The 24,620-nt window shown below is 65.1% G+C and carries 29 protein-coding genes; 11 read left to right on the forward strand and 18 right to left on the reverse strand.

The features are described 5' to 3' along the window. Window positions 1–6 precede the first annotated feature (6 nt). The 6 genes from F1C58_RS05285 to F1C58_RS05310 are packed head-to-tail and all read right to left on the reverse strand — an operon-like array spanning window position 7 to window position 6,644. Window positions 7–1,014, reverse strand: a complete 1,008-nt coding sequence (locus F1C58_RS05285) for an N-acetylglucosamine kinase (RefSeq protein ID WP_185203194.1) — start codon at window positions 1,012–1,014, stop codon at window positions 7–9. Then, a complete protein-coding gene (locus F1C58_RS05290) occupies window positions 1,011–2,270 on the reverse strand; it encodes a 6-phospho-beta-glucosidase (protein ID WP_185203196.1) in 1,260 nt (419 codons plus the stop codon). Before F1C58_RS05290 ends, F1C58_RS05285 begins: the two co-directional genes overlap by 4 nt. 11 nt (window positions 2,271–2,281) lie before the next feature. Continuing rightward, on the reverse strand, window positions 2,282–3,136 hold the full coding sequence (locus tag F1C58_RS05295; RefSeq protein WP_255461280.1) for a carbohydrate ABC transporter permease: 855 nt from the start codon (window positions 3,134–3,136) through the stop codon (window positions 2,282–2,284). Further along, on the reverse strand, window positions 3,133–4,089 hold the full coding sequence (locus tag F1C58_RS05300) for a carbohydrate ABC transporter permease (RefSeq protein ID WP_255461281.1): 957 nt from the start codon (window positions 4,087–4,089) through the stop codon (window positions 3,133–3,135). The genes F1C58_RS05295 and F1C58_RS05300 overlap by 4 nt, the downstream gene beginning before the upstream one ends. A gap of 1 nt (window position 4,090) precedes the next feature. After that, a complete protein-coding gene (locus F1C58_RS05305) occupies window positions 4,091–5,437 on the reverse strand; it encodes an ABC transporter substrate-binding protein (protein ID WP_185203199.1) in 1,347 nt (448 codons plus the stop codon). A 31-nt stretch (window positions 5,438–5,468) separates the two neighbouring features. Further along, window positions 5,469–6,644 carry an ROK family transcriptional regulator gene (locus tag F1C58_RS05310; RefSeq protein WP_185203201.1) on the reverse strand — a complete coding sequence of 392 codons (1,176 nt, stop codon included), beginning with the start codon at window positions 6,642–6,644 and terminating at the stop codon, window positions 5,469–5,471. A gap of 202 nt (window positions 6,645–6,846) precedes the next feature. Here F1C58_RS05310 and F1C58_RS05315 point away from each other — a divergent pair, with 202 nt between their 5' ends. Next, window positions 6,847–7,524, forward strand: a complete 678-nt coding sequence (locus F1C58_RS05315) for a cold shock and DUF1294 domain-containing protein (RefSeq protein WP_185203202.1) — start codon at window positions 6,847–6,849, stop codon at window positions 7,522–7,524. Window positions 7,525–7,610: 86 nt separating this feature from the next. Beyond that, on the forward strand, window positions 7,611–7,793 hold the full coding sequence (locus F1C58_RS05320) for a hypothetical protein (RefSeq protein WP_185203204.1): 183 nt from the start codon (window positions 7,611–7,613) through the stop codon (window positions 7,791–7,793). Window positions 7,794–7,810: 17 nt separating this feature from the next. Here F1C58_RS05320 and F1C58_RS05325 read toward each other — a convergent pair whose 3' ends face one another. Continuing rightward, complete coding sequence (locus F1C58_RS05325) at window positions 7,811–8,209, reverse strand: hypothetical protein (RefSeq protein ID WP_185203206.1); 399 nt, start codon at window positions 8,207–8,209, stop codon at window positions 7,811–7,813. Between the two features lie 175 nt (window positions 8,210–8,384). Between F1C58_RS05325 and F1C58_RS05330 the strand changes: the two genes are divergently transcribed. Together F1C58_RS05330 and F1C58_RS05335 are read left to right on the forward strand one after the other, a co-directional pair. Beyond that, the gene (locus F1C58_RS05330; RefSeq protein WP_185203208.1) at window positions 8,385–8,789 is read left to right on the forward strand and encodes a tautomerase family protein; all 405 of its coding nucleotides are present in this window, start codon (window positions 8,385–8,387) and stop codon (window positions 8,787–8,789) included. A 67-nt stretch (window positions 8,790–8,856) separates the two neighbouring features. Then, window positions 8,857–9,030: a hypothetical protein gene (locus tag F1C58_RS05335; RefSeq protein WP_185203210.1), complete on the forward strand. Its 174-nt coding sequence runs from the start codon at window positions 8,857–8,859 to the stop codon at window positions 9,028–9,030. Window positions 9,031–9,816: 786 nt separating this feature from the next. Here F1C58_RS05335 and F1C58_RS05340 read toward each other — a convergent pair. Beyond that, window positions 9,817–10,911, reverse strand: a complete 1,095-nt coding sequence (locus F1C58_RS05340; RefSeq protein WP_185203212.1) for a hypothetical protein — start codon at window positions 10,909–10,911, stop codon at window positions 9,817–9,819. Window positions 10,912–11,003: 92 nt separating this feature from the next. Between F1C58_RS05340 and F1C58_RS05345 the strand changes: the two genes are divergently transcribed. After that, complete coding sequence (locus F1C58_RS05345; RefSeq protein WP_185203214.1) at window positions 11,004–11,597, forward strand: TetR/AcrR family transcriptional regulator; 594 nt, start codon at window positions 11,004–11,006, stop codon at window positions 11,595–11,597. Between the two features lie 176 nt (window positions 11,598–11,773). On the opposite strand, the gene F1C58_RS05350 is transcribed toward F1C58_RS05345, so the two are convergent. Continuing rightward, on the reverse strand, window positions 11,774–12,667 hold the full coding sequence (locus F1C58_RS05350; RefSeq protein WP_185203216.1) for an SDR family oxidoreductase: 894 nt from the start codon (window positions 12,665–12,667) through the stop codon (window positions 11,774–11,776). 90 nt (window positions 12,668–12,757) lie between these two features. On the opposite strand from F1C58_RS05350, the gene F1C58_RS05355 reads away from it, so the two are divergent. The 3 genes from F1C58_RS05355 to F1C58_RS05365 all read left to right on the forward strand — a co-directional run bounded on the left by F1C58_RS05355 (window position 12,758) and on the right by F1C58_RS05365 (window position 14,531). After that, window positions 12,758–13,342 (forward strand): TetR/AcrR family transcriptional regulator, encoded by a 585-nt coding sequence (locus F1C58_RS05355; RefSeq protein ID WP_185203218.1) that lies wholly within the window; start codon window positions 12,758–12,760, stop codon window positions 13,340–13,342. 446 nt (window positions 13,343–13,788) lie between these two features. Further along, the gene (locus F1C58_RS05360; protein WP_185203220.1) at window positions 13,789–14,220 is read left to right on the forward strand and encodes a chemotaxis protein CheY; all 432 of its coding nucleotides are present in this window, start codon (window positions 13,789–13,791) and stop codon (window positions 14,218–14,220) included. Continuing rightward, window positions 14,217–14,531: a transcriptional regulator gene (locus F1C58_RS05365; protein ID WP_185203222.1), complete on the forward strand. Its 315-nt coding sequence runs from the start codon at window positions 14,217–14,219 to the stop codon at window positions 14,529–14,531. Before F1C58_RS05360 ends, F1C58_RS05365 begins: the two co-directional genes overlap by 4 nt. Before the next feature lie 279 nt (window positions 14,532–14,810). On the opposite strand, the gene F1C58_RS05370 is transcribed toward F1C58_RS05365, so the two are convergent. Further along, window positions 14,811–15,437, reverse strand: a complete 627-nt coding sequence (locus F1C58_RS05370) for a TetR/AcrR family transcriptional regulator (protein ID WP_185203224.1) — start codon at window positions 15,435–15,437, stop codon at window positions 14,811–14,813. Window positions 15,438–15,588: 151 nt separating this feature from the next. Between F1C58_RS05370 and F1C58_RS05375 the strand changes: the two genes are divergently transcribed. Beyond that, a complete protein-coding gene (locus F1C58_RS05375; protein ID WP_219732040.1) occupies window positions 15,589–16,197 on the forward strand; it encodes a DUF998 domain-containing protein in 609 nt (202 codons plus the stop codon). A 416-nt stretch (window positions 16,198–16,613) separates the two neighbouring features. Here F1C58_RS05375 and F1C58_RS05380 read toward each other — a convergent pair whose 3' ends face one another. The 3 genes from F1C58_RS05380 to F1C58_RS05390 form a co-directional block, all read right to left on the reverse strand. Continuing rightward, window positions 16,614–17,270: a histidine phosphatase family protein gene (locus F1C58_RS05380; protein WP_185203226.1), complete on the reverse strand. Its 657-nt coding sequence runs from the start codon at window positions 17,268–17,270 to the stop codon at window positions 16,614–16,616. A gap of 86 nt (window positions 17,271–17,356) precedes the next feature. Then, window positions 17,357–17,710 (reverse strand): hypothetical protein, encoded by a 354-nt coding sequence (locus F1C58_RS05385; RefSeq protein ID WP_185203228.1) that lies wholly within the window; start codon window positions 17,708–17,710, stop codon window positions 17,357–17,359. Next, window positions 17,707–18,105 carry a TetR/AcrR family transcriptional regulator gene (locus F1C58_RS05390; protein ID WP_185203229.1) on the reverse strand — a complete coding sequence of 133 codons (399 nt, stop codon included), beginning with the start codon at window positions 18,103–18,105 and terminating at the stop codon, window positions 17,707–17,709. Before F1C58_RS05390 ends, F1C58_RS05385 begins: the two co-directional genes overlap by 4 nt. Window positions 18,106–18,356: 251 nt before the next feature. Between F1C58_RS05390 and F1C58_RS05395 the strand changes: the two genes are divergently transcribed. Next, window positions 18,357–19,163, forward strand: a complete 807-nt coding sequence (locus F1C58_RS05395) for an aminoglycoside phosphotransferase family protein (protein WP_185203231.1) — start codon at window positions 18,357–18,359, stop codon at window positions 19,161–19,163. A 265-nt stretch (window positions 19,164–19,428) separates the two neighbouring features. Here the strand turns inward: F1C58_RS05395 and F1C58_RS05400 are convergent, their stop codons facing one another. Further along, on the reverse strand, window positions 19,429–19,953 hold the full coding sequence (locus F1C58_RS05400) for an SRPBCC domain-containing protein (protein WP_185203233.1): 525 nt from the start codon (window positions 19,951–19,953) through the stop codon (window positions 19,429–19,431). Between the two features lie 105 nt (window positions 19,954–20,058). Between F1C58_RS05400 and F1C58_RS05405 the strand changes: the two genes are divergently transcribed. Beyond that, window positions 20,059–20,535, forward strand: a complete 477-nt coding sequence (locus tag F1C58_RS05405; protein WP_185203235.1) for a helix-turn-helix domain-containing protein — start codon at window positions 20,059–20,061, stop codon at window positions 20,533–20,535. A gap of 116 nt (window positions 20,536–20,651) precedes the next feature. Here the strand turns inward: F1C58_RS05405 and F1C58_RS05410 are convergent, their stop codons facing one another. From F1C58_RS05410 to F1C58_RS05425, 4 genes are all read right to left on the reverse strand, one after another. Then, window positions 20,652–20,933 carry a DUF1905 domain-containing protein gene (locus F1C58_RS05410; RefSeq protein WP_185203237.1) on the reverse strand — a complete coding sequence of 94 codons (282 nt, stop codon included), beginning with the start codon at window positions 20,931–20,933 and terminating at the stop codon, window positions 20,652–20,654. 140 nt (window positions 20,934–21,073) lie between these two features. After that, window positions 21,074–22,276, reverse strand: a complete 1,203-nt coding sequence (locus F1C58_RS05415) for an MFS transporter (protein WP_185203239.1) — start codon at window positions 22,274–22,276, stop codon at window positions 21,074–21,076. Window positions 22,277–22,428: 152 nt separating this feature from the next. Then, window positions 22,429–23,412, reverse strand: coding sequence for a LacI family DNA-binding transcriptional regulator (locus F1C58_RS05420; protein ID WP_185203240.1), 984 nt, complete (start codon window positions 23,410–23,412; stop codon window positions 22,429–22,431). 479 nt (window positions 23,413–23,891) lie between these two features. Beyond that, entirely contained in the window at window positions 23,892–24,605 is a 714-nt protein-coding gene (locus F1C58_RS05425) for an alpha/beta hydrolase (RefSeq protein ID WP_185203242.1), read from the reverse strand. Between the last annotated feature and the right edge of the window lie 15 nt (window positions 24,606–24,620).

The raw sequence follows: 24,620 nt of genomic DNA on the forward strand, positions 1-24,620 counted from the left end.
CGTTTGTCAGGGTGTCGCCTCATCCAGCCGGGCGAAGGTGAGCGCGAGCGCGGTGTGCGCCGTCGAGGTGACCTCGACCGTCGCACCCGCGGCTTCGAGAGTGAGCAGAGCGGCGCCGACGATCGGCCGGTCGCGCACGAGGGCTATCCGTGCGAGCGGGCTTCGCAGGCTGAGCTTCTCCTCGATGGCGGCCAGAAACGGCCCGTGTCCCGCGGCCAGCACCCCGCCGCCGAGCACCACGGGAACGGGGAACGAATCCAACTCCAGTCGACGGATGGCCGCACCGGCGAGAGCCACGATCTCCTCGGCTTGGCGGTCGAGGATGAGCCTCGCCGCCGCATCACCGCCGTCCGCGGCATCGAAGACGAGTGGGGCGAGAAGTGCAAGGCTCGCCACGGACAGGCGTGCGAAATGGAGCCCTTCGATCACCGCCCGGATGTCGGGCAACCCGAAGAAGTCCGGGATGGACCGGCTGAACTCTGTGGCAGGCCCTCGGCCGTCGCCCGCCCGGGCCGCATGCCACAGGGCCTGCTCACCCAGTTGGAAACCTCCGCCCCAATCGCCGGAGATGGGGCCGAGAGCGGGGAATCGGGCCGTGGCCCCGTCTGCGCGCACGCCGACGCAGTTGATGCCGGTGCCGCAGATCACGGCGACCGCATCCGCTTGCTGAGTGCCGGTGCGCAGGAGGGCGAACATGTCGTTGTCCACGAGGGGATTGCCGATCGAGGCCCAGGGGAGGTGCGCGACCGCCTCACGGAAGATCTCGATCTCGATCTCCAGGTCGAGGCCGGAGACGAAGACCCCGGTGCCGACGAGGGGGAGCCCGGCACTCTCGAGCACCTCGGTGACGAGCGAGTCGACGACCGCGACGGCGGCGCCGAGCCCCTGCGTCTGCGGGTTGGAGGCCCCGCCACGGGCATGAGCCCGCACGGTGCCGTCGAGGTCTACCGCGACGGCATCCGTCTTGGACCCTCCGCCATCGATCGCGACGATGACGCCCGCATCCGCACTCATCGCGCCCACGCGAGATGTCGGCTGTTCTCGGCCAGCAGCAGGTCGGTGAGCTTCTCGGCGCGATCGAACTGGCGCACGAGCGGATGCGAGACCATCGCCCGCAGCACGCGCTCGCGGCCCCCGTGAAGCGCAGCATCGAGGGCGAGGCGCTCATAGCCTGCGACGTCGGCGATGAGGCCCGCCAGATCGTCCGGGAGCGGGGCGATCGGCAGGGCCGTGAGCCCCGCAGCTCCCACTGTCGCCGGCACCTCGATCACATGGTCGTCGGGCAGGAACGGCAGAGCGCCGTCGTTGCGGATGTTCACCACCTGCACGTCACGCCGGTCCGAGACCAGGGAGGCGATCAGATCCACCGCGGCCTCGGAGTAATAGGCGCCACCACGCTTCTCGAGGATTGCCGGCTTGGTGTCGACGTGCGGGTCGGCGTAGAGCTCCAGCAGTTGCGCCTCGACCTCCATCACCGCTTCCGCGCGGGTGGGGGAGCCGAGCTGCTCCCGGAGGACCTGGTCGTGACTGTAGAAATAGCGGAGGTAGTACGAGGGCACCGATCCGAGCAACGACAGCAGCTCCGGTGCCAGTTCCACCTCTTCTGCGAGGTCTCCCAGGCGCGAGGCGAGCAGCTCGGGCAGGGCATCCCGGCCCGCGACGGTGACGCCGCGCTCCCAGGTGAGGTGGTTGAGGCCGACATGGTCGAGCCGCACCTCGCGGAAGTCCACGTCGAGCATTGCCGCGAATCGGCGCTGGAAACCGATGGCGACGTTGCAGAGGCCGACGGCCCGATGGCCGGCGCCGACCAGGGCGCGCGTGACGATGCCGACCGGATTGGTGAAGTCGATGATCCAGGCATCCGGTTTCGCGTGGGCCCGCACCTTCTCGGCGATGTCCAGCACCACCGGCACCGTGCGGAGGGCCTTGGCGAAGCCTCCCGGTCCCGTCGTCTCCTGCCCGATCACGCCGGCCTCGTGCGGCCAGGTCTCGTCGCCATGTCGCGCGGCCTGTCCTCCGATGCGCAGCTGCAGCAGCACGACGTCGGCGTTCTCCACCCCGGCAACGACATCGGAGGTGGCGTGGATGACTCCCGGATGCCCCGCGCGGGCGAACATTCGCCGCGAGACCCCGGAGACGAGTTCGAGGCGGTGGGCATCCGGATCCACCAACCAGAGTTCCTCGATGGGCAACACCTCCCGCAGGCGCGCGAAGCCGTCGATGAGCTCGGGCGTGTAGGTGGAGCCTCCGCCGATGACAGTGAGTTTCATGCTGTGTGTCCTTAGCCTTTGACGCCGGTGAGCGTGATGCCCTCGACGAAGATTTTCTGTGCGAAGAAGAAGATGATGACCACGGGAACCATCACGAGGATCGTCATGGTCATCGTGATGCTCCAGTCGGTGCCGTGAACACTGCGGAAGCTCGCCAGCCCGTAGGCGACCGGCCAGGCGGCCGAGTTCTCGGAGGTGTAGAGCAGCGGTCCGTAGTAGTCGTTCCACGAGTTGAAGAACATGAACAGTCCGGCCGCGGCGATACCCGGGCGCGCCATGGGCACGATCACCCGTAACAACACGGCCCACTCGCTGCAGCCGTCGATCCGGGCTGCATCGGCGTATTCCTTGGGGATGGTGAGGAAGAACTGCCGCAGCAGGAAGATCGAGAACGCGTCCCCGAGCAGGTTCGGCAGGATCAGCGGCCACAGGGTGCCGGTGAGATGAAGTTGCGACCACATCACGTAGATCGGGATCGCGGTCACCTGAGGCGGCAGAAGCATCGCGACGATGATGCAGAGGAAGAGCGCCCCCGATCCACGGAACCGGATGCGCGCCAGCGCGTATGCCGCCGGCACCGAGGAGAGCAGCATGAATGCCGTCGCAAGCACGGCGTAGAGCGCCGAGTTGCCGAACCACTGCAGGAGGGGCACGGTCTGGAACACACGCAGGTAGTTCTCCCAATGCCAGGTCGTGGGGATCAGTGACGCGGTGAGAGCCTGCTTGTCCGACATGAGGGAGGTGAGGAAGACGAAAGCGACCGGTGCGATGAAGAGCACGCCGATGGCCACGAGGATGGCATGCTCGGCGATCCAGCCGAGCGCCCGGCGCCGGGGCCGGGGCCGGGCAGCGACGGTGACGGTCACGATGCCTCCTCCGGGGTGAAGGCGCGTACCCGGCGCAGCAGCACCAGGAGCACGACGCTCGCCACCACGAACAGCACGACCGCGAGTGCCGAGGCGTAGCCGAGCTGATAATTGCTGAATCCGCGCACGTAGAGCCATTCCGTGTAGGTGAGCAGGGAGTTGTCGGGGTACCCGAGGGTTGCGCCGCCGCCCTCCCCGACGGTCGCCCGCCCGGAGGCGACGCTCGAGGCGACCGCTGCCTCGGTGAAGTACTGCAGGGCGGCGATGACGCCCGTGACCACGGAGAACACCAGCACGGGCACGATCGCCGGCAGGGTGACGTACCAGCCCTTCTGCCAGCTCTTCGCGCCATCCAGCGAGGCTGCTTCGTACAGCTCTTGCGGCACGTCGAGCAGGGAGGCGAGGAAGATGATCATCACGTCGCCGAGCACCCAGACGCCAAGAAGCAGGAGCGAGGGCTTCGACCACGCCGGATCGTTGAACCACAGCGGCCCGTGGATGCCGACGGCCTTGAGGATCAGGTTGACCGGCCCCGTGCCCGGGTTGAACAAAAAGACGAAGGCCACGACAGCCGCAACCGGTGGCACGAGCGCAGGCAGGTAGAACAGGGTGCGCCAGAACCCGGAGGCCTTCTTCGCCCGCACCAGCAGCCAGGCGACTCCGAGGGCCGTGACGATGCGCACCGGCACCAGGATGCCGACGAACCAGAGCGTGTTGCCCGCCGCCTGCCAGACATTCGGATCCTGGGTGAACAGGTAGACGTAGTTGCGCAGGCCGATCCACTGGGGAGCAGAGACCAGGTCGAATCGGGTGAAGGAGTAGTACACGGAGGCGATGAGCGGGTAGACGAAGAAGATCAGCAACCCGAGGATGGCGGGCGCCAGCATCCCGAGCACCGCCCAGCGTCGGGGCCGACGGCGCACCGCGGGTCGCGCCGCTGTCGTGGTCGTCACGCTACGGTCCGGCGGTCAGGGCGATGGAGGCGTCGATGTCTTTGTCCACCTTGGCGAGGCCCGCGGCGAGGCCTGACCCCGATCCCGACTGGTACTTGTGCCAGTAGTCCTCGAACGACTGCTGGTAGCCCGCACCAACCGGGCTCGGGGGAGTGGTGCCGGAGTGTTCGTTGGCCGCGATGTCGAGGAAGGTCTTGAACTGGGGGGTGACCTCCAGGTCGGGGGAGGAGAGGGCCGCGGATGTGGTGGGCACATTCTTGAGTCCGTTGGAAAGCTTCACGATCGCCCCGGTGTCGGTGGTGAGGTATTTGAGCAGCGCCCAGGCTGCTTCGGGGTTCTTTGCCCCTTTGGAGATTCCGGCGATGTTGCCGGTGATGTAGCCGCCACCGTAGAGCGCGGTGTGGTCATCCGCGGTCGGCAGGGGAGCGGTTCCGTACTCCAGGTTGGGAGTCTGGTCGTCGATGAACGCGGTGCGGTACTCGCCATCGAGGTTCATGGCCACCTGCCCGGTTTGGAAGGCGTTGTCTGCCGAGAACTCCTGCCCGAGCCCCGAGGTGAAGGTGTTGAGCTTGTCGTAGCCGATCGCGTCGACGAAGCCCTTCTGCCATTTCATCAGCTCGGTCCAGGCGGGGTCTCCGCCGATGGCGGAGTTTCCGTTCTTCTTGAGCCAGGTCGCGCCGGCGAGCGGGCCGAAGTGCGAGGCGGCGTTCTCGTAGAAGCCCATCATCGGATTGAAACCGAGGGTCTTGATCGACCCGTCGGCGATGTAGGTGGTGAGGGCGATCGCCATCTTCTCGAGTTCGCCGAGGGTCTTCGGGGGCTCCGAATACCCGGCCGCGGCCAGGAGTTTCTTGTTGTAGTAGAGACCGTAGTCGTCGGCGAGCACCGGCATGCTGCAGCGGGTGCCCTTGTACTCCGTGTAGCTGCGCACGGTCCTGCTGAACTGCGTGAGATCGACCTTGTCGCGGGTGATGTACGGCCCGAGATCGCGGAACGCGCCACTGCTGCAGAAGTTGCCGACGATGTCGGTGGAGTACGAGAGTCCGACGTCGACCGAGTTGCCGGCGGCGATGGCCTTCTGCAGCTTCTCGTCATCCTGACCGCTGTGCACGTCGACCTTCACCCCCGGGTTCGCCTTCTCGAAATCGTCCACGACCGACTGCACGACCTTCGCCTCCCGATCCGAGAAGAAGTGCCAGAAACTCACCGTGCCGGTGAGTTTGGCCGGGGCCGTGGCATCGATCGCGGAGTTCGTGGCAGCGGGGGAGCATCCGGTCGCGACCAGCGCGACCGCTGCCGCCATCGCTAAGACGAAGCCGGTGCGACGGGTGGGGGAATGACGATTCATGGTTCGAGACCTTTCTGGTGGGGCGACGGGGTCAGGGCAGGGTGCCGAGTTCGGCGAACAGACGTTGGCGCACCAGCTGCACGAGCGTGTGGCGGGCACCTCGAAGCACCGGATCGCCCGATACCGCCGAGCCGCGAATCCGTGGGCGCCAGGGCTGGTCGCGTTCGATCTCGGCACGCACGAGGGTCGCGAGCTCGTCGCCACCGGCGATCCCGATCGGACCGCCGATCACGACTACCTCCGGATCGAGGATCGCGAGCACCGGCACGACACCCAGAGCGATGCGAGGGGCCATCTCGGCGAAGACGGCGCCTCGGTTCGGGTGGTCGGTGAGGGCGAGCGCGATGCTGCGGGCATCCGTTCCCTCGAGGCCGTGGCGCCTCGCGATGCCGATGATCGCCGGACCGCCGATGAGGTCCTGCAGGTCCGCAGCATCGGGGTCGATACCGGCGGCGACGCGGGGCACGGGGAGGTAGCCGATCTCGCCGGCACCCCCGGCGCTGCCGCGGTGCACCGTGCCGTCGAGGTCGACGGCGAGGCCGAGACCGTCGTCCATCCAGAGCAGTGCGAAGCTGGATGCGCCGGCGCCCGCGCCTTCCGATCGCTCGGCGATCGCGGCGAGGTTCACGTCGTTCTCGATGTGAACGGTGCGGGCGAGAAACGCCTCGAGCTGGCGACGGACCCCGGTGCGCGGCCAGCCCGGGAGCGTGTCGATGAACGAGAGCTCATCGGTGCGCGGATTCACCGAGCCCTGCACCCCCACGCAGACCAGGCGCACCGTCGAAGCGCTCGTCGCGCTGGCGAGGCTTGCGGCCTCGATGGCCCCGCGCAGGTCGGCGACCGCCGAACGGTCATCATCGCCCTGGAGCCGGGTCTCGACGACCGGATGTTCGGCGCCCTGGGCATCCACCACCGTCGACCGGATCACCGACTCGTTGATGTCGACGGCGACCCCGAGCACCCGGTCCGGCCGCACGCCATAGGTGACCGCGTTGGGACCACGGCCGCCCGAGACCTCGCCGACAACCTGGATGAGCCCCGCGGCCTCGAGCCGGGAGACGATCTGCGAGGCGGTGGGTTTCGACAGCCCGGAGAGCTGCCCGATGCCGTTACGGGTGAGCGAGCCGTGCTGGAGAAGCAGGGACAGCGCGGTGCGATCGTTGGTCTCGCGCAGCCAGGCCGGGGTGCCCGGCACGGTTGTCGACATCGGCGCTCCTGGTGTTCGGTGCGAATTCACGCATTCACGAGTGCGCCGAATGTATCAGTAAAGTTTCCTAACAGTAAAGAGCGACGACGGAATTACTTGACGGCTGTGTAGGAAGCTTTCCGCGCGTCGCAACGGCCCGAGCGACCTCGGCGTGAGCCGATTCGAGTCGAACCGGGGGCGTCGTCACGGATACCATCGAGGAATGGCTGACGGTGACGGTGGTACACGCGTCACCGGCACCCTCACCTCGTGGAATGACGATCGCGGATTCGGTTTTCTCACGACGGATGTCGGTGACCGGCGGGTGTTCGTGCACATCTCTGCATTCCCCCGGTCCGCGGCACGCCCGCTCCTCGGCGAGGCCCTCAGCTTCGAGATCGAGACCGCCGATGATGGCCGCTCGGTGGCACGCCGCGTCAACGGAGAGCGGATGGCGCAGTCTGCGAGCTCCCCACCGGAGCCTCCCGCGGCCCCCCGGCGCACGACGATCCAGCGGGTCCTCGCCGGCAGGAGACCAGCCTCCTTCGACTATCTGGCCATCATCGGATTCTTCCTCGTCTACGTCTTCGTGAGTGTGCAATGGCCCATGCCACCCTGGGTTCTCGGGGTATACCTGCTCACCAGCGTGCTCTCTTTCATCGTCTACGCGGTCGACAAGAGGGCCGCGACGAGCGGCGGCTGGCGCATCTCGGAGAGTTCGCTTCTCGCGCTCGGCATCATCGGAGGCTGGCCCGGCGCGATCGTGGGCCAGCAAGTTTTTCGGCACAAGACGCGCAAGCGTGGCTTTCGTTCGGCGTTCTGGGGCACCGTGGTTCTGAACGTGCTCGCCTTCGTGACCTTCAGCGTCGTGCTCTCGGAGCGGTTGCAAGGCACTTTCTAATACCGATCCCGCAGGTGCGGCAGGTAATATCTTCTCCACCACTGCGGTCTGACTCCACCTTTTTCTTTTTCCAGGACGGTTCACTCATGACAATCAACGACGAGAAGCAGGGCACCAGCGTGGGCGAGAAACTCCAGTCTGTCGTCGACCAGGCCGGTGAGCTGTATCAGGCCGGACCGAACACCCTCAATCGCAAGATCAACGAGGTGGACGCGGTGCTCGGCGCCGCAGTGGAGGCGATCCAGGAGCTCGACGAGCGAACTTCCTGACCTCTCACGATCGTGTCTCACCGGGCGGTGCAGGCGCCGTATTCGCTGATCGTCACGTTCCCTCTGCAGTGCTGGTAGGTCCATCGGCGCGGCCCGAACGAATCCCTCGTGGCGTCAACGAACTGGTCGATTCCGTCGATCTCCGGCCCGACGCGGAAATACGAGATGATGGCGTCTCCCTCCGTCGTCGGGGACGAGATAGACAGCTCGGCGCCGGACTTGCCGGCGGCCTCGTCCATGCACCGGATCGCGCCGGGCGGCACCGTGTCGCCCTGAGCGAGCACGATTTCCCCACACGAGACGAGCGGTGACCGGTCGGTGAATTCTGGCGGTGGGCCCGAGCGGATGCTGCATCCCGCCAGAATCAGGACCGCGCCGGCCAGCACGACGGCGGTGCACGGACTGTTGGCGGACATCGGCGAGACCCTTCGACGAGCGCAACGCTAGCGGCGCCCACGCCGACACACCACCCAACGTTTCGGGGTCGTCGATCGTCGGTGAGCGTGACGTGACTCTGCGGCGGCTCCGAAACCGCGACATCCAGACTCCTGGTGTACAAGATGAGGAGGACTATCGGAACGGAAAAACGTCATGCCCCTCGTTCGAATCGATCTCGTCGCCGGACGCGATCACAAACAGATCCACGCCATCGGCGATGCCATTCAGGCGACTCTCGTGCACGTGTACGGGCTGCCCGAACGCGACCGCTTCCAGATCGTCACCGAGCATGCGCCGGGCATGCTCGTGGCTCTGGATGTCGGGCTCGGTATCGAGCGTTCAGAGCTTCTCGTGATCATCCAGATCTTCACCCAGGCGGGACGAACGGATGAAGCGAAGCAGCGATTCTTCTCCGCACTCGCGCACAACCTGGAGGCTGCCGGTGTCGCCGGTTCGGATCTCGTCATCGGATTCGTGGAGAATTCGCCCGCGGACTGGTCGTTCGGCTTCGGTCGCGCCCAGTACCTGACCGGCGAGCTCGAGCGCCCGGGGAGCTGACTGCGAGCCCGATCGGCTGTCGAGCGTTGTCTCGGTCACGGCGATCCGATGTGGCTAGGCTCGGAACATGGCTGAATTCATCGAAGACTGTGACGTTTATGCTGCCTCGTCCTATGCGGTCGCCGTTTCCCACGGGCATCGCATGAAGCAGAAGGTCGACCTCAAGGCACGGGTCGACACCGAAACCGGCGAGGTCACGTTCTACGTGCCTCTGGACAAGATCGACACATTGCGCGACTGACAGTCGAGTTCGCTGTTCAGCGAAGCGGGCGACCCTCAGCGGTCAGTCGTCGGTCGTGGTGAGGTCATCGAGAGATGCCAATTCCACGATGCCTTCGGCTTTCGCTCTCATCCTCGGGTCCACTGATACGAGTGCATCCGCGTGGAGCTTCGCAACGGTGAGGTATTCGGCATCGAAGGTCGAGTCCCAGTCGTGTGCGAGGGCGATCCTTCACGAGGTTCGAGGGGGGACCCGGTCACCGAGGAGGCGCATCTTCAGCTCGGTCATCCGCTCCTGATGGAGTAGGGCGACATCCTCGGTCAGTTCACCGCTCCGCACCGCGGTCGGGAGGATGCCGAGGGCCTGAGACCGGATCAGGGTGGGGCGACGAGGCGGTGTTGCCGACCGACCGTGATGTTGCCCGCCACGAGGTGCACAAGGGTGGGGGCATCGATGGCATACCGAGACCTGCTGGCACCCGAGCCGGGTCTGTTCCTGCTGGGCAATGAGTCGGGAACGGCAGCCTCTTGGCCGGGAGCGTGCCGACCCGATCGGCAGTGCGAGCCCGACCGCCTGAGGTCGATTATTGACAACATGTTGTCAGAGTGGGGTGGTCCCGGCTTGGGATCGCCTCGACCGCCGGACGACGAATGGAGCGAGTTCGTCGTCGCAGTGTTCGCACATAATGGGCTGATCATGGGTGCGGCGGAGGGGATTGCCGGCGTGGTGCGGCAGAGCAGCGAGAAGTGGTGGGTGCTCGGAAGAGCGTTCGAGCCGCAGACAGTGGCGCGGACGCGCGCGCATGCGTCATCGGGGGAGGGCGTCGCTAGCGCGCACTGGTCGAGGAGCAGCGTCTGGCAGGGCCTGCTCAACGGCGGACTCGAGCGCCGCCCCTCGGTCGCGGAAGTGCCCGACCGCGGCTAGCAGGAGCCCCAACGTCGCCCAGCCCGCGAGCACGAGCCACGGGAAGGTCACGTCGGCGGCCGGGAAGTAGGAGAGTTCGCGGAGGAGCGTCGCTGCAGCCCCCGGCGGAAACCCCTGTCCGACGACGCCCCACGGCGCGACGAGGAACTCGAGAGGCTGAGCGGCCGAGGAGATCGGATTGGCCAGGAGCAGAAACAGCACCGGGCCGATCGCGACGCCCGACGGACCGACGAGGGCCGCGAACCCGACGATCACACCTCCGATGCCAAGGAGCGCGAGCGCCACCGCGCCGGCGTTGACGAGGAAGTCTCCCTGGAGTGCGCCGAACCAGCCCTGCAGTATCCCGGTGATGCCGAGTGCGCCGACGCCCGAATACACCAGAAGCGCCGTGACGCGCCGCCAGACTCCCACGATGAGCAGCGAGAGTGCGATGCCTCCGATCATCCCGCCGAGAACCAGGGGAAACGAGGATGTGGCTATGGCGGAACCGCGCGCATCGGTCGACAAGAGGGGAACGACATCCGTCACGGCCACGGTGACGGGGGCAGGAAGGTCAATGCCCTGGGCTGCCGCCGCCGCAGTGAGTTGAGCCTGAAGTGGGGGGGCCAGGCCCGTGAGCAGCTGAGAGACGATGGGGCTGGCTGCAGAGGCCGTGAGCACCTCGGGCTCCTGCCCGATCACGATGGCTCCGTAGGCCGTGCGGTTCTCGATCCGATCCACGGCGGCGGGGCGGCCGGATACAGCGGTGAACCTGAAAGTGCCGGGAGATTTCGTCTCGAATGCCTTCTCGAGCTGGCTCGTCTGCACCGCTGGACCGACGAGCGCGATCGGCAGCCCCTTCACCGAAGCGGTGACGTTGGGCCAGAGGAAGGCGATAAGGAGCACACTCAGCCCGGCGGCAAGCGCAACGCCGATTCCGAGAAGCCGTGACCACGGCGTGTGGAGCGGCCGTGGGGAAATCGATCTGACGGCGTTCATTGCCTTGCCTCTCTAAAACGAATGTTCGTTCTTTTATATTCGCGTCGGCGTGTTCGATTGTCAAGAACGAACATTCTTTTTTATGCTGAGGCATGCCTAAAGTGAGCGAGGAGTACCGCACCGCCAAGCGCGCGGAAATCGCCGGGGCCGCGCTTCGAGCATTCAGCCGCCGAGGATTTCATGCGACATCGATGGCGGACATCATCGCGGAGTCGGGGATGTCGGCCGGCGCGATCTATGGCATCTTCTCGAGCAAATCGGACATCGTGTTCGACGTGGCGAGCAGGGTCATCGGCGGGCGCGTGCACGACATCTCGAGGCTCGCCGACTCCACGCCGATGCCGCCGCCGAGCGAGCTGCTTGGCGTGCTGATGCGGGGCATGATCGGCGAGCTGGGCTCACCGGCGATTCTCGTGCAGCTCTGGGGGGAGGCGGTCACAGATCTGCAGTTGCGAGCGCTCGCATCCGGCGTGTTCGACCGGCTCGTCTCGGCGTACCGCGCGTATATCTCCCTCTGGCAGCAGCGGGAGCACGGGCTCGACCCGAAGGCGGCCGACACCGTCGCTCGGGAGCAGACTCCGTTATTCCTCGCCGCGAGCCAAGGGTTCATCCTGCAGGCGGCCATCTTCCACGATTTCGACCCGGAATTCTTCCTCGACCGAGTGGCGCGCCACCTTCCGCGCTGAGTCGCATCATCGCGGAATCGGACACCCGTCTTGTCGTCCCGGAGGCGACGCGAGATCCGCACGCTCGTCGAGCCGCCCCGATTCGCACGATCGCGCGGCGGAAGGGCGAGCTCGTGCCGGAAGATCAGGGGAAGATCTCGAGGATGTGGTCAGGGTGGCCTGCCATTTGGGTGCGACTAGGCAGAATACGCGCCGGCATCGATGTCTTGGATCAGCGACTGGCCGGTCGGTGTCCACCCCAGCAACCCGCGAGTCGCCGCACTCGTGGCGGTGAGGTCCATGCCGAAGAAGTTGCCGATGAATCCGAAGTGGCCCGCGACATCTGCGGCGGCGACCGAGGCTACCGGGAGGTTGAGCGCACGGCCGATGGCCTCCGCAATCCGGCGGGTCGGGACGGCCTCTTCGGCGACGGCGTGCAGCCGGGAACCGGCGGGGGCATTCTCCAGCCCGAGGCGGACCATCCGCGCGGCGTCGAGACGCGGCACGGCCGCCCAGCTGTTCGTTCCTTCACCCGGGTAGCCCGAGACGCCTTTTTCGCGCGCTGCGGCGACGATATAGGCGATGAAACCGTGATCACTCACTCCGTGAACGGTCGGTGCGAAACGCAGGGCGATGGACCGCACACCGTGTTCGACGAACTCGAACGCGAGGTTCTCAGCCCCGCCGCGCGGCGACTCCGGACCACTGTACGGCGACGGGTCTTGTTCCGTGGACGGTCTTCCCGGAGTGAGTCCGGCCACACCGGAGGCGAAGAGAAATGGCCGGTCGCTGCCTGCAAGCGCGTCGCCGATCGTCTGCACGGATGCCCTCTCGGCCGCGTTGGACGCCGCAGGATTGGACCAGTCGTGCTTGTTCGCGAGGTGGATCACGGCATCCGCATCCTCCGCACCGGCGCGGATGCTCTCGAGGTCATCGAGATCTCCCCGCCGAATCTGGGCGCCCTTCGTGGTCAGGGCAGAGGCCGAGGCGTCGGACCTGGCGAGGCCGGTGACCCCGTGCCCGTGTGAGAGAAGTTCATCGACGATGGCTGAGCCGATCCATCCGGATGCTCCGGTGACAAAAACATGCATGAGACACAACTCCATTTCGCGCGACTGATGTCAGCCGCAGACATCACCGTACACCTCATAACAGTCGCTGTCATCACTAGGATGGAGTCCATGGTGCGCTGGGAACCGGGTGCGAAGGTGCGGCTGCAGGCCGCGGCTCTCGACCTTTTCGCGGCCCACGGGTTCGAGCAGACGACCACCGCTCAGATCGCGCAGTCCGTCGGCCTGACGGAACGAACGTTCTTTCGCCACTTCAGCGACAAACGGGAGGTGCTCTTCTACGGCCAGGAGCTCTTTCTGCAGGCGTTCCTCGATGGCATCGATGCGGCGCCGTCCGACGCCCCAACCATGGCGGTCGTCGCATCGGCGCTCCACGCCGGAACATCCCTCTTTCCCGAAGAGCGCCGACCATACTCCCGACTCCGTCAGACGGTGATCGATGCGAACCCCGCACTCGAGGAACGCGAAACCCACAAGATGTCCGGCCTCGCCACCACGGTCGCCGAGGCCCTGCGTCAGCGGGGGATACCCGAACCCACCGCCACGCTCGCGGCGGAGTCCGGCGGGACCGTGTTCAGGATGGCGTTCGCTCAATGGATTCGCGACGGCGAGACTCGCGCGCTGGCCGACATCGCCACCGACCTTCTGGCGGAGCTGCACAACCTCACCGCCGAAGAGCTCGCACCCCCGGCGTGACGCACGATTCGTCTGGCGTGCGACGCGGCTTCATCGACGCCGCAGACTCCCGCACCGCACTCGTCTGAGTCTGAGTCTGAGTCTGACCAAGACGCGATGCCCTGTGCTCTTGCACGGGGGCTCTTGCATGGGGGCTCTTGCACTGGGTTCCCCGCGCGCCGGGAAGAGTGAAGAGATCGTCCAAGCACAGTCCCCTCTTGCCCGCAGAGAGCCGCGCGAAGAGTCGAAGATTTGCGAGAGCCACGACGTCACATTCGGGGGTGACAGCGACAATCACACGCAGACCGTGCTGGCGATCGAGCATCCACGACGCCGTGCTGGTGACGATGGCGTCTCTGTGCTGCGAGCGGGACGATTCCCGGGCCCGATTGCGGTTGTATCGCTTCAAGCAACTACTTGCAATATTGGCAAGTAGTTGCTTAGAGTGGAACAAAGAAGGGATCGTCATGGAAACCACTCCCACCATCACTGCCTCTGAGGCTCAGCTCCTCCTGGATCGGGCCGACCGGCTGAGCCGCTCGGCGCATAACGCCACTCGCTGGCCATACATCACTTTCATCCTCGCGCTCGGCGTGGCGACCTCGATGGGAACGTTCGCAATGGCGCTGGCGACGGGCACTGCATTCGGCCTCGCCTACTTCGGCACTCTCGTCGTGATGTTCGCGTTGATGATCTTCTTCATGGTGAGCATCCAGGGCCGGTCCGCCTTCGCGCGCAGCCGCCGTTGGGCCGGGTACATCGTGAGCTGGTTCGTCACCTACGCTGCCGCCCTCGCCGTGGTGATCTGGGCGCACGGATCCGTTCTCCTCGCCGGACTGGCCTCTGGCCTCATCCTTATCGTGGCTATGGTCTGCGCGGCGCGCGAGGCGCGCTCGTGACCGCTATCGAACAGCATCCACGACACCGACTCGACGACCACCTCCAGAACCCCGTTCGCTTCTCGATCGTGGCGGCCCTCGATCGTGCCGGCACGCTCGGATTCGGAGAAGTCCGCGATGCGGTCGAGATCACCGATTCTGCGCTGAGCAAGCAGGTCTCGTTGCTCGAAGCCGACGGATATCTCGCGGTCGGCAAGTCCTTCGCTGGAAAAATGCCCCGCACATCGCTCACGCTCACGCGCCAAGGGCGCCGGGCGTGGAGAGCCCATCTCGAAGCACTGCGCGAGATCGCGGGCGAGCCGACTATTTAGGACGGACCATGACGGGCGCGCAGCGGGATGGTCTTCGAAATCGCATACTTCTGGCGGAGGTCGGGGGAGAGGGAGCTCGCTCGGAGGCGTGATTCCACGTCCGGCGAACGACCCCACACCCATTCCGACCAGCGACGGTCGCGAGGATGTCGTCGTGAGCGTGACGGCGAGCCACCCCGGCTCACTCACAGTCGAACAGCGCCTGGCAGTTCGACAGTCCCGCCGAAAGTTCGTCATCGCGTCACGGCCGTCGATTGCGCTTCTCAGCGGGAGGCTGCCCTATGCGGACGGTGAATATGCGCTGAGGAACGCGTGCACTCCCGCGTGCGCTCGTTTCGAGACGCGCTCGCGAGTGGGATGGGAGCCTGAAAAGGTTCCCCGGTCAAGATCGGCGCCCATCACGAGATAGGCGAAGTGTTCGGCGGCGACGTGCTCGTCGGCCACGACGAGTGTTCCCGCCTTTGACATGCTGGCAAACAACGTGGCCAGCGCACCCAGTACTTTTTCGGGTGCGCGCGTGCGGTACTCGGCTGCCAGCTCGGGGAATCGGGCGGACTCCATGATCACGAGGCGGCGGAGGGGCACCGCCGGGCCGAGAAGAGTGGACTCCGCAAGACGAGCCGCAATCGCGGGCAACTCGCTCGCGGGATCGTCTAACTGTCGCAGATCGGTCTCGAGCGACGCAGTGAACGCGTCCGCGATCTCGATCGCACTGAGGATCGTCGCGCGAAAAAGCGAATCCTTGTCGCGGTAGAGGTTATAGATGGTGCGTTTGGCCACCCCCGCTACCTCAGCAATATGATCCACGGTCGCAGCTTGGTAGCCATCTGCAAGGAAGACCTGACGCGCTGCCTCAAGGACGTGGGCACGAGATCTGACGACCCGCGGGTCCTCCTTCTCAGGCATTGCGCTCCTTGGTCGATTGTCACGCTGCTCGCGGGGATGCTACGTTTTCGCCGAGTGCAGTATTGCACTCGAGAGAGCAGGAGATGAAATGGCAGGCAATCCCGACCTCGACGGCGGCGCGGCCGTCACCCGCAGCCTTCTCGGCTAGGGTGTGATCGCCGGTCCGTTCTATGTGATCTTCGGTCTGGTGCTTGCGTTCACCAGGCCCGGGTTCGATCTCAGGCGCCACTCGCTGTCGCTGCTGACGCTCGGTGACCTCGGATGGCTGCAGCGCACGAACCTGATCCTCACCGGCATCATGGCGGTCGTCGCGGCCTTCGGCATGCTTCGCGCCATTCGCAACGGACGGGGCTTGGCCATGGGTGTGCTGGTGATCGTCTACGGCGCGGGCTTGGTGTTGAGCGCCATTTTTGGCCCCGACCCCGTCGAAGGATTCCCCGTGGGATCCGCGGGCGGCACGTTTACACTCAGCGGCATCCTTCACCTCCTGTTCGGCGCCCTGGGGTTCCTTGCGATCGCGGTTGCAGCCTTCGCGTATTCGGCATGGAGCCGCAGTGTCGGGGCGCGAGGTCGGGCGACGGGGAGCATCGTGCTCGGCCTGCTCGTCATCCTCGGATTCGTCGGCGGAGCCGCCCTGTCATCCCAGCCGATCGGCGTGCTCCTGCTGTGGGTCGCCGTACTGGCGCAATTCTTGTGGTTGGGCATCGCATCCGCCCACATTTACGCCCGGTCGCCGCACCCACTTCGATCCCTGCGATAGCGACCGCGTGGAGTGAACGTCAGCAAGCGCTACGAGCGACGCCCACTCCCGGGGTGAGAGTCGCTTTCGGCGAGACGGAAGGCTGCCCGCCCGTCCCACCGTTGGCGCAGCGGGTCGCCATGCCGCGTGGGGACGATATCCACGCCGCTGGTCGCGGAGCGCCCCGACTCACGAGTTGCACCCTCTACACGGAGCGAAACGGGCAACTCGAGGTTGCAGTTCACGGGTCTCCTCTGACCGGGGCGTTATCGGTCGTGGCCGCGCTACCCCGTCAATCGTGATGTCTGACTTTTCGTCGAAGAAGCTGAAGCGCCCGCGAATGCGCTCGCCGGCGCGCCGATGCCTCCAGGCAAGCAAACGCGATCGGCGAAAACACGTCGACCGACGTTCCCCGGATGGCTCACTGCCTGACGAGTTCAGGACTCCGAGGGGACCATGGGAAGCTCGGCGCCGTAGTTCCACGAAAGGATTGCCGGCTGCTCGCGGTAGAAACTGAGCACGGACACTGATCCCGCGTCCAGGGTGATCTGAGCCCCGAAACGGGGGGCCATCCGCAGAAAAACGGCGGTCAGGATACGCAGAAAGTGACCGTGTGCGATCAGGGCGACATCTCCCTCCACCATTGCAGGCAGCACTCGCGTGAGCACGCGCGAGGCGCGCGCGGCGACCTCCTCCACCGTCTCGCCGGGCGTCTGGCCCCGAATCACGCCGTGCGTGAAAGCACTCCAGTTGTAACCGAGCTCGCTGCGGATGTCGCGCGAGGTGCGCCCTTCGTATCCGCCGTAGTCCCATTCGACGAGGAGCGGATCGACGTCGGCATGCAGGCCCGCCAGTTCGGCGGTCCGCTTCGCGCGCTGCAGAGGGGAGCTCAGAACCAGTGAGAAATCGTAGCCAGCGACCAACCGACCTGCGCCGCGGGCAAGCTCCTCACCTCGAGCAGTGAGCGGAACATCCGTGAGGCCGGTGTGGCGTCCTTCCTTGGACCATTCCGTCTCCCCATGGCGCAGCAAGACCAACTTCCCCGAAGGGTTGTCGGGAGCGGGGCGTTCGGGCAGCGGATCGTTTGTGAGCATCCTCTAACCGTAATCGCGTTGGCTCGCAGATGGCCGAGCCAACGGAACAGCGGTCGGGTCGCTGGGCAACCTTCGTCGACAATTCTCTATGCGGACTGCACGGCGATGTTGATGGCATCCACAACGGACCGGGGCTGATCCACGGTGAGAACCAGTCGTGTGTAGTGCTCGTCAAGCAACTCGATCACGACTGTTTCGTTGGGAGCACTGACGTTCCAGAACGACCTGTCGCCGTCCTTACTGAAACTTCCCGCCCATTTGCCCGGTACGGCCAGTCCTGGGGCGCGGAGCCCCTTCGGCTCGTGGTTTGCACCGGGGTCGAATGTCGCACCGCGCACATGGCTGAGGGGTATTTCCAACTTGCGCGTGAATGACCACAGCTTGTCGAGTCCCTGTGGTTCGACAACAAGCATCGTGTCGGTCAGGGTGATGATGTTCATGCGGGATCCTTTGTCGTGGATTCTTCGGTAAGTGTTTCGAGGGCGCGCTCGAGGAGTCGCTCCCCGAGAGACTGTGGGGTGTGTTCGGATGCTCTGCCCGACAAGATGTCGAACGCGATGGCTCGAATTTCGGGGTCCCGCCGCGCGAGCTCCATGAGGGCGACGAGGAGCAAGTCAGTTGCATCATTCGTGGGGATTGCTTGCCCGGCGCTTTGCCTCAGCGCCAAAACGAAGAGACCGCGTTTGCTCCCGAACGCTTTGTACAGACTCCCGCGATGCAGGCCCGTCGCCACGACGAGGTCGTCTATCGACGTTCCTTCGTAACCACCGCTGCGAAACACTTCCGCGCATTGAGCCACGATGTCAGCTTCGATGAATGTTCTGTTCCGGCCCATCCCCTCAGACTACGGATTGGGAAACGATCATTCAAGAACGATCGGTCAACAAAGTGCGGGATGCTTCCCTTAGCGGTGCTTGATTAATTTCAGCCCGTGAGCCTGACGGTGACCGCGGTAGATGTGCCGTCAACCCGCCCAACGTGTGGCGGGCCGAGTCTGCGTCGATTGATGACGGCTTGCGCGAGGCGGATGTTCCCGACGGATAGTGGCGGGAACTGCCCGGTTTGCACACCCGTACGATCGTGCTTATGGAGTGGGTTGCGGGATCGGTGCCGGTCTATGTGGACCGCTGGGCTGTTCAGCCGCACGGCGAAACGGTGACGACGCCTTCCAGCTGGCTGGTTCCGGGGCGCTGGCACGATCGAGACGTCATGCTCAAGGTCGCTCGGATCGCCGAGGAGGGCCGAGGTGGCACGGTGCTGGCATGGTGGTCAGGAGATGCCGCAGCCGAGGTGTACGAAGTCAGTGACCAGGCCGTGCTCATGGAACGGGCATCCGGGCGGCGGGACTTGACCACGATGTGCCAGACAGGTCTCGATGATGAGGCCACCAACATCCTCTGCGCAACCATCTCGTTTCTCCACGGCGCCTCTGCAATTTCGGCGGCGCCCGTGGGGGTCGTGCCATTGTCTCGATGGTTCCAGGACCTGGTCGGCGCCGACGCGGCACGGTTTCAAGCCGGCAGCATGGCGCGCGCGGCGGTCATGGCGCGAGAACTGCTGGAGGTCTCGCACGCAGAAGGCCAGGTGGTTCTCCATGGGGACCTCCATCACGGCAATGTCCTGGATTTCGACGGCCGCTGGTTGGCCATCGATCCTAAAGGCTTGTTTGGTTACCGCGCATTCGACTACGCCAATATCTTCTGCAACCCCACCGCGGACGTGGCGGTATCCAATTTTCACCGCCGCCTGGCGATCGTCAGCGAGCACTCGGGGCTCGACGCAGAGGTGCTGCGGTCGTGGGTCATGGCGTGGTGCGCGCTTTCGGTGACGTGGACCGACAGCAGCGGTGCACAACCATGGACCGCTCACGCCATCTTGAGCGAGTTCGGCTGATACTTCACGGCCGGGCGAAGGTGCCCTCGGGAACATCTCGCGGCCCGTGATTTTTCAGGGCACGTTCCCTGCGCGAGGAGAAGGTCCTGTGGTGACTCCGGAGTTGCCCGACCCGGCGATTACATCACGGTCTTTTTCCCGCAGGGGAAACATCGGGGCCTCATCCCGGTCTAGGGGCGGTGGACGCCCGTGCCCGCAAGCCGGACGGTGAGCGCGACTCCTTTCGTCTCGACAGGGGGTTCCGCTCCCGGCTTCCTGATTCGCGTCAGCTCGGTTCGCTCGTGACTCCGGCGGCTTCGGCCACCTGATGGTGCAGCTCTGCGTGGTCGGCGGCGGTGAGTGTCTCGTTGCCATCGAATGTGTATGGCTGGCCTTTGCCGGTTTCGATGAAGGTTTTGAGGCTCCCGTTCACGAACATGCCCCATGCGTTCGAGCAGATCTCGTAGCATTCGTCTTCGGGCTTGAGGCCGTCGTGGGTGAAGGTGACTCGGGTTCCCTCGTCGGTCTCGCTGATGTCGAATCGGACGGTTGTGCTGGTCCACTCACGCTTGTCGGTGACGAAGTCGAGGTAGCTGCCGGTGACAAACCACGCAATACGACTTCCGGGGGCGAGTTCGCTGACGCGAAAGCCGCTGTAGTGCAGCCCGGGGACGACGTAGACGAACTCGTCGCCCACTGTGGTGGTGGAGCCGGTGATCCGCCCCCACCACCCCGGAACGTCGTTGATCGCGTCGAACGCCTGTCGTGGTGTGGCGTCCACGGTGATCGTCGTGGTGAAGTTCGCGGTCATCTTTGTGCTCCCTTGCTTCCGTCTCAAAAGGAGAGACCTTCCCGGTTTGCGTGAAACACAATGTAGCTCGCGGCACTTGCATCATGCAAGTAGTAGATTCGCACCATGTTGGGTAATTCTTACGACAGCCAGGTGTGCTCGATCGCACGATCACTCGAACTCGTCGGCGAGCGGTGGAGCCTGCTCATCATCCGCGACGCCATGTTCGGTTCCGTAACGCGTTTCGGCGACTTTCAACACAATCTCGGGATCGCGACCAATGTGCTCACCTCCCGACTGGAATCGTTGGTGGCCTGCGGCATCCTGGCGCGCGAAGGTTCAGCCGACTACATCCTCACGACCAAGGGACGCGCGCTTGCCGTTGCGCTCATCGCCCTTACCGAGTGGGGCGACGCGTGGGCCTCTCCCATCGAACCGCCGATCCTGTACCGACACACTGCCTGTGCTGGCGGCGCGGTGCACGCGGTCGCCACGTGCGAGGCGTGCGGCAGAGTGCCCGCAGACGAGATCGGCATCCAACTTGGTCCCGGCATGCCCGCCGAGTACCCCGCAACGCGACGCGGAGGAACCCGCGCGAACTGATCGAACCCGCGGCCGGTCAGATGTGTCGCGAATCAACCCGCCCTCTCGCCACTGGACCGTAACTCGAACCCCTGAGGGAGCGGAATCGGGGCCTCGACGCTGCGCGCGGAGCTCCTTCAATCCTGGAGTTCGCCCAGGTGCACAGTCACTGTGTCCCCGGCGTGCTTGCCGATGGCGTCCTGCAAGGATTTCCTGATCGGAAGCATGTGTCCGCCCTTGTGAGGCAGCATCGACGTGGTGAAAGTATTGCCCTCGACCGTCGCGACGACCTTGATGGCCTTACCCGTCCCGAGAGTGGCCAGCGAGTCCGCCATGATTGCGCAGGTCCAGTTATTGGGCCCCATATTGCCCTGCAACACCGTGGTGAATGTGTGGTCAAGAGGCCGGACATCAGTCATGGGCTCACCCTAGGCGCGACGAGGAATACTGTCCATCGCTGTGGGCTCGACAGCTGGAGGCCAGTGCCTTGACCAGCAATGCCAGCGGTGACCAACCCGGGGGGCGGGACGGTTGGCCCGGTAGGAGGACGTGGCAAGGTTTAGCTCTTGGCGAGTCGTTGGGCGTCCTTGTCGGCGGTCGATATGCCCGCTCGTGGGCGGGTGGCGAAGGAGCCGGCGGCTATGAATGCCACCGCCAGTAACGCCACGACCAGCCAGAACGCGTTCAGGAGGCCGACTGCTTCTGACAAGCTGCCGATGATGGGTGGGCCGGCCAGGTTGGCGAGGTAGCCGATTGAGGCGACTGCGCTGACTCTGGCGGCCCCGTTCGGGCCGCTCTCGGCTGCCGCCGACATTCCGAGGGGAAACCCCATGGAGACGCCCACCGCCCACAGCACTACCCCGGTCAACACCAACCACACAGGGCCGCCGAGGATGAAGATCACCAGGCCCACAACCCCGATGGCGGTCGTCAGCCGGATGGTCGCCACCCGGCCGATTCGATCAACGACGGGACCGCCGGCAACCCGGGCGGCCGTTTCGGAGATCGCGAAGACGGTGAAGAACAATGCCGCGATCGTCTCGGTTTGCCCGTGACCGTCGCTGGCTGAGAGTGACAGCCAACTGTTCGCCGTGCCCTCGCCGAGTTCGGCGCCGAGCATGACGAGGCCGATCAAAAGAAGGCGCGGGTCAAGGAGTCTCCGCACCGATTGTCCCAGGCGCACCCACCATGAGGTGCCGGCCGAGGGGTCGAGCGGTGCCGCCTCTGCGGTAGGAACGTGTAGGTATCGGGTGGCGCCAAGACCCACGATGGCAATGAGGGCAGCCTCTGCGAGGAATTGCCACACGAAGTCGATACTGAGGGCTGCCGCGGCGGCGCCGATCCCGGATCCGACGACGGCTCCAGCGGACCAGGCGGCATGCAGGAGAGGCATCAAGGTTTTGTCGGCGGCCTTTTCCACCGCGGCACCTTGAACGTTGATCATGACGTCGAAGCTTCCGACGCCCAAGCCCACGACGATGAACCCGACGGCGGTGGCAGGCACCGACGCGGCGAATCCCGCGCCAGAACCCACGATGGCGATCCCGGTGGCGATAAGGATCGCGGCGCTTCCGATAGCTCTCTTCGGACCCAGACGCGCCAGAACGTGCGACGACAGTGCAACACCGGTGATCGAACCGATTGTGACTCCCGCCAAGGCGAGACCGACAAGACCGTCTCCGATGTTCAGGGAGTCTCGAATGCTCAGCAGACGGGGGCCCCAGGTCGCGAGCGCGATACCGCCGAGGGCGAAGAGCACCATGACCGCATTTCGCCACGAAGGAACGTCCGGCGATGAAACGGAAAGGGGATTGGTTTGATTACCGTGAACGTTCACGGTTAGGACGCTATCAGAGTGACAGAGGGGTCGTCCAGCCCAGCGGTGCGGGCATTTGAAGTCTGTTGCCTAGTCGCTCAGCCAGAGTGCCGCAGCGTGAGTGTGAGGGGCACGGCGCTGATGGTGGACGAAGTTCCTTGAGGAGAGTCGTCGTGTAGGGCACTAGCGAGAGCGGTCAAAGCAGACGAGGCGAGCCGCGATTTGTCGATAGCGAGGGTGCTCAGCTCCGGGGTTACTGCACGCCCCATGGCCAACCCGTCGATTCCGATGACGGCGATGTCGCTGGGCACGTTCTTGCCCGCTGCGGCGAGGGCTTTAAGGGCACCAAAGGCCATGATGTCGTTATAGACCAGGAGTGCGTCGACGCCGGGCCAGCCTGCCAGCACGTCGCGGGCTGCTCGAGCGCCGCCGTCCAGAGATTCCTCGCCCGCGAACTCTGGCCGGTCAAAGCCCGGAAGACCCATCGCCTCAACGTAATGGCGATAGAGGTTCAGCCTGTCGCGGGGACCTTCCGTGGAGTTGATGAATGCAATGTTCCTCCGCCCAGTTCCATGCAGGTGGTGGAGGGCCTCGGCCATCGCGGGGGCGAGGTCCAGCACGACGCGAGCGTCAAGGCGTGGATGTTCGGGTCCGTCCAGCATGACGATCGGAATTCGAAGCCCCGCGCCTTCTAAGACGTCTTCGGGAAGAAGGGACAGGGTGTCGCTGCGGCACCCGGTGAGTAAAACCGCGTCGACTCCGAGCACCATGGAGGCCACTTGTGCGCGGCCACGGATCGGGTCTGAGCCGACGTCGCAGAGCAGCAAGCTCCAGTCCCGTTCAGCGGCCTGGCGAGAAAGGATCGATGCTAGTTCCGCGAAGTAGGGGTTGCTGAGGTCATCGATGATCAGCCCCACTGTCGTCCGGCGTCCCTGGACCAGACTCTGCGCAGCCCGGTTGGGGCGGTAGTTCAAGGTTCGGGCGGCCGCGATGACGCGCTGTTTTGTGGACGGTTTCACGTCGGCGAGATCGTTCAGTGCACGAGTCACCGTCTGGCGAGAGACCCCCGCAAGCTCGGCCACGTCGATGATTGTGGCCCGAGGGGACGATGAAGGCATACGGCGAGGCTACTTCCCCTTTCGAGATCACCGCTCGCTCCACAGATTTTGGCCCGGCCCCACAGTTCTACAGACCACCGCGCCGGGTGGTCGCTGGTTTCCCAGAGCCATCGCTGAATGCAACCGACGCCGTCGCGCTGCGGTTCTGTCTGCACAGTGTTGTCCGTCCATGGACACCACGCTCATCGATAAGGGCGGTCCCCTGCGGTGAAGGTAGTGAATGCAGGCAAGATGCGCATCGGCACGCCGATGTCCGGGGCAGACGTCTGGCCAAAGCCGATCGCGATGCGTCGAAGGACGCCTCGCGTGTAAGAATCGCTTGCCCAGTCATTCCGAGAAGCGCGTCACGCGTCGAGCGGTAGTCGCCATCGCAGGCGGCTTTGCGTCGCGGTGATTTTTCGCTCCGCCGCGCGCGAGAGTCGTTCGGGAGTCGGTTCTACAGACTAGGCCGCATTCTTAGCGAGGATCGTCTCGAGCTGAGCCACAACGAGGTCGGGCCTGGTGAGGAACGGATGATGACCTGTGGGGATTTCGGCGAAACGTGTCGCCCGGGCGGCGTGGAAGCGTTGCAGCTCGAGTGATGTGCTGCGGTCGTCGCCGCAGATGAGGTAGGTAGAGTCGATATTCTTCCAGCCCGCTTGGGACGTGGGTGTTGCAAACGCTTCGACTCTCTGAGGGGTTACGCGGCGCCACGCTTCCTCCTGGGTCGAACGGTCCCCATCCTGCAAGAACCGCGCGCCGAAGGACACGGCATCGTATCCGGCGATACCGATCAGCCCGGCGCTGACCTCATCGACAGTGACCGGGTTTTGTTCTCCGCTCATGATCGCGCCCTGCGACTGTCCCACCTCCGGCAGATACGAGGAGATGTACAGCAGGTTCGAAACAGACGGGTGGCTCCCCGCCTCAGCGAGGACTGTTCCGCCGTAGGAGTGACAGACCACAATCGCAGCGCCGAGCCGATCGAGCTCGCGGCGAAGAGCCTCGGCGTCTGCGACGAGCCCCCCGGCAGCCTCATCCGGATCCCCTTCGCCACACGACGGCAAAGCGACCGCTCGACTCAAGACCCCCGTTCGTTTTTGCAGGAGGTCGGCCGTCACGCGCCACCACCATGCCCCCTCTCGCACCAAGGCACCGTGCACGAAGATGACATCCATTTTGTTTTCCTTTTT

Source organism: Glaciihabitans sp. INWT7 (assembly GCF_014217685.1).
GTDB lineage: Bacteria > Actinomycetota > Actinomycetes > Actinomycetales > Microbacteriaceae > Lacisediminihabitans.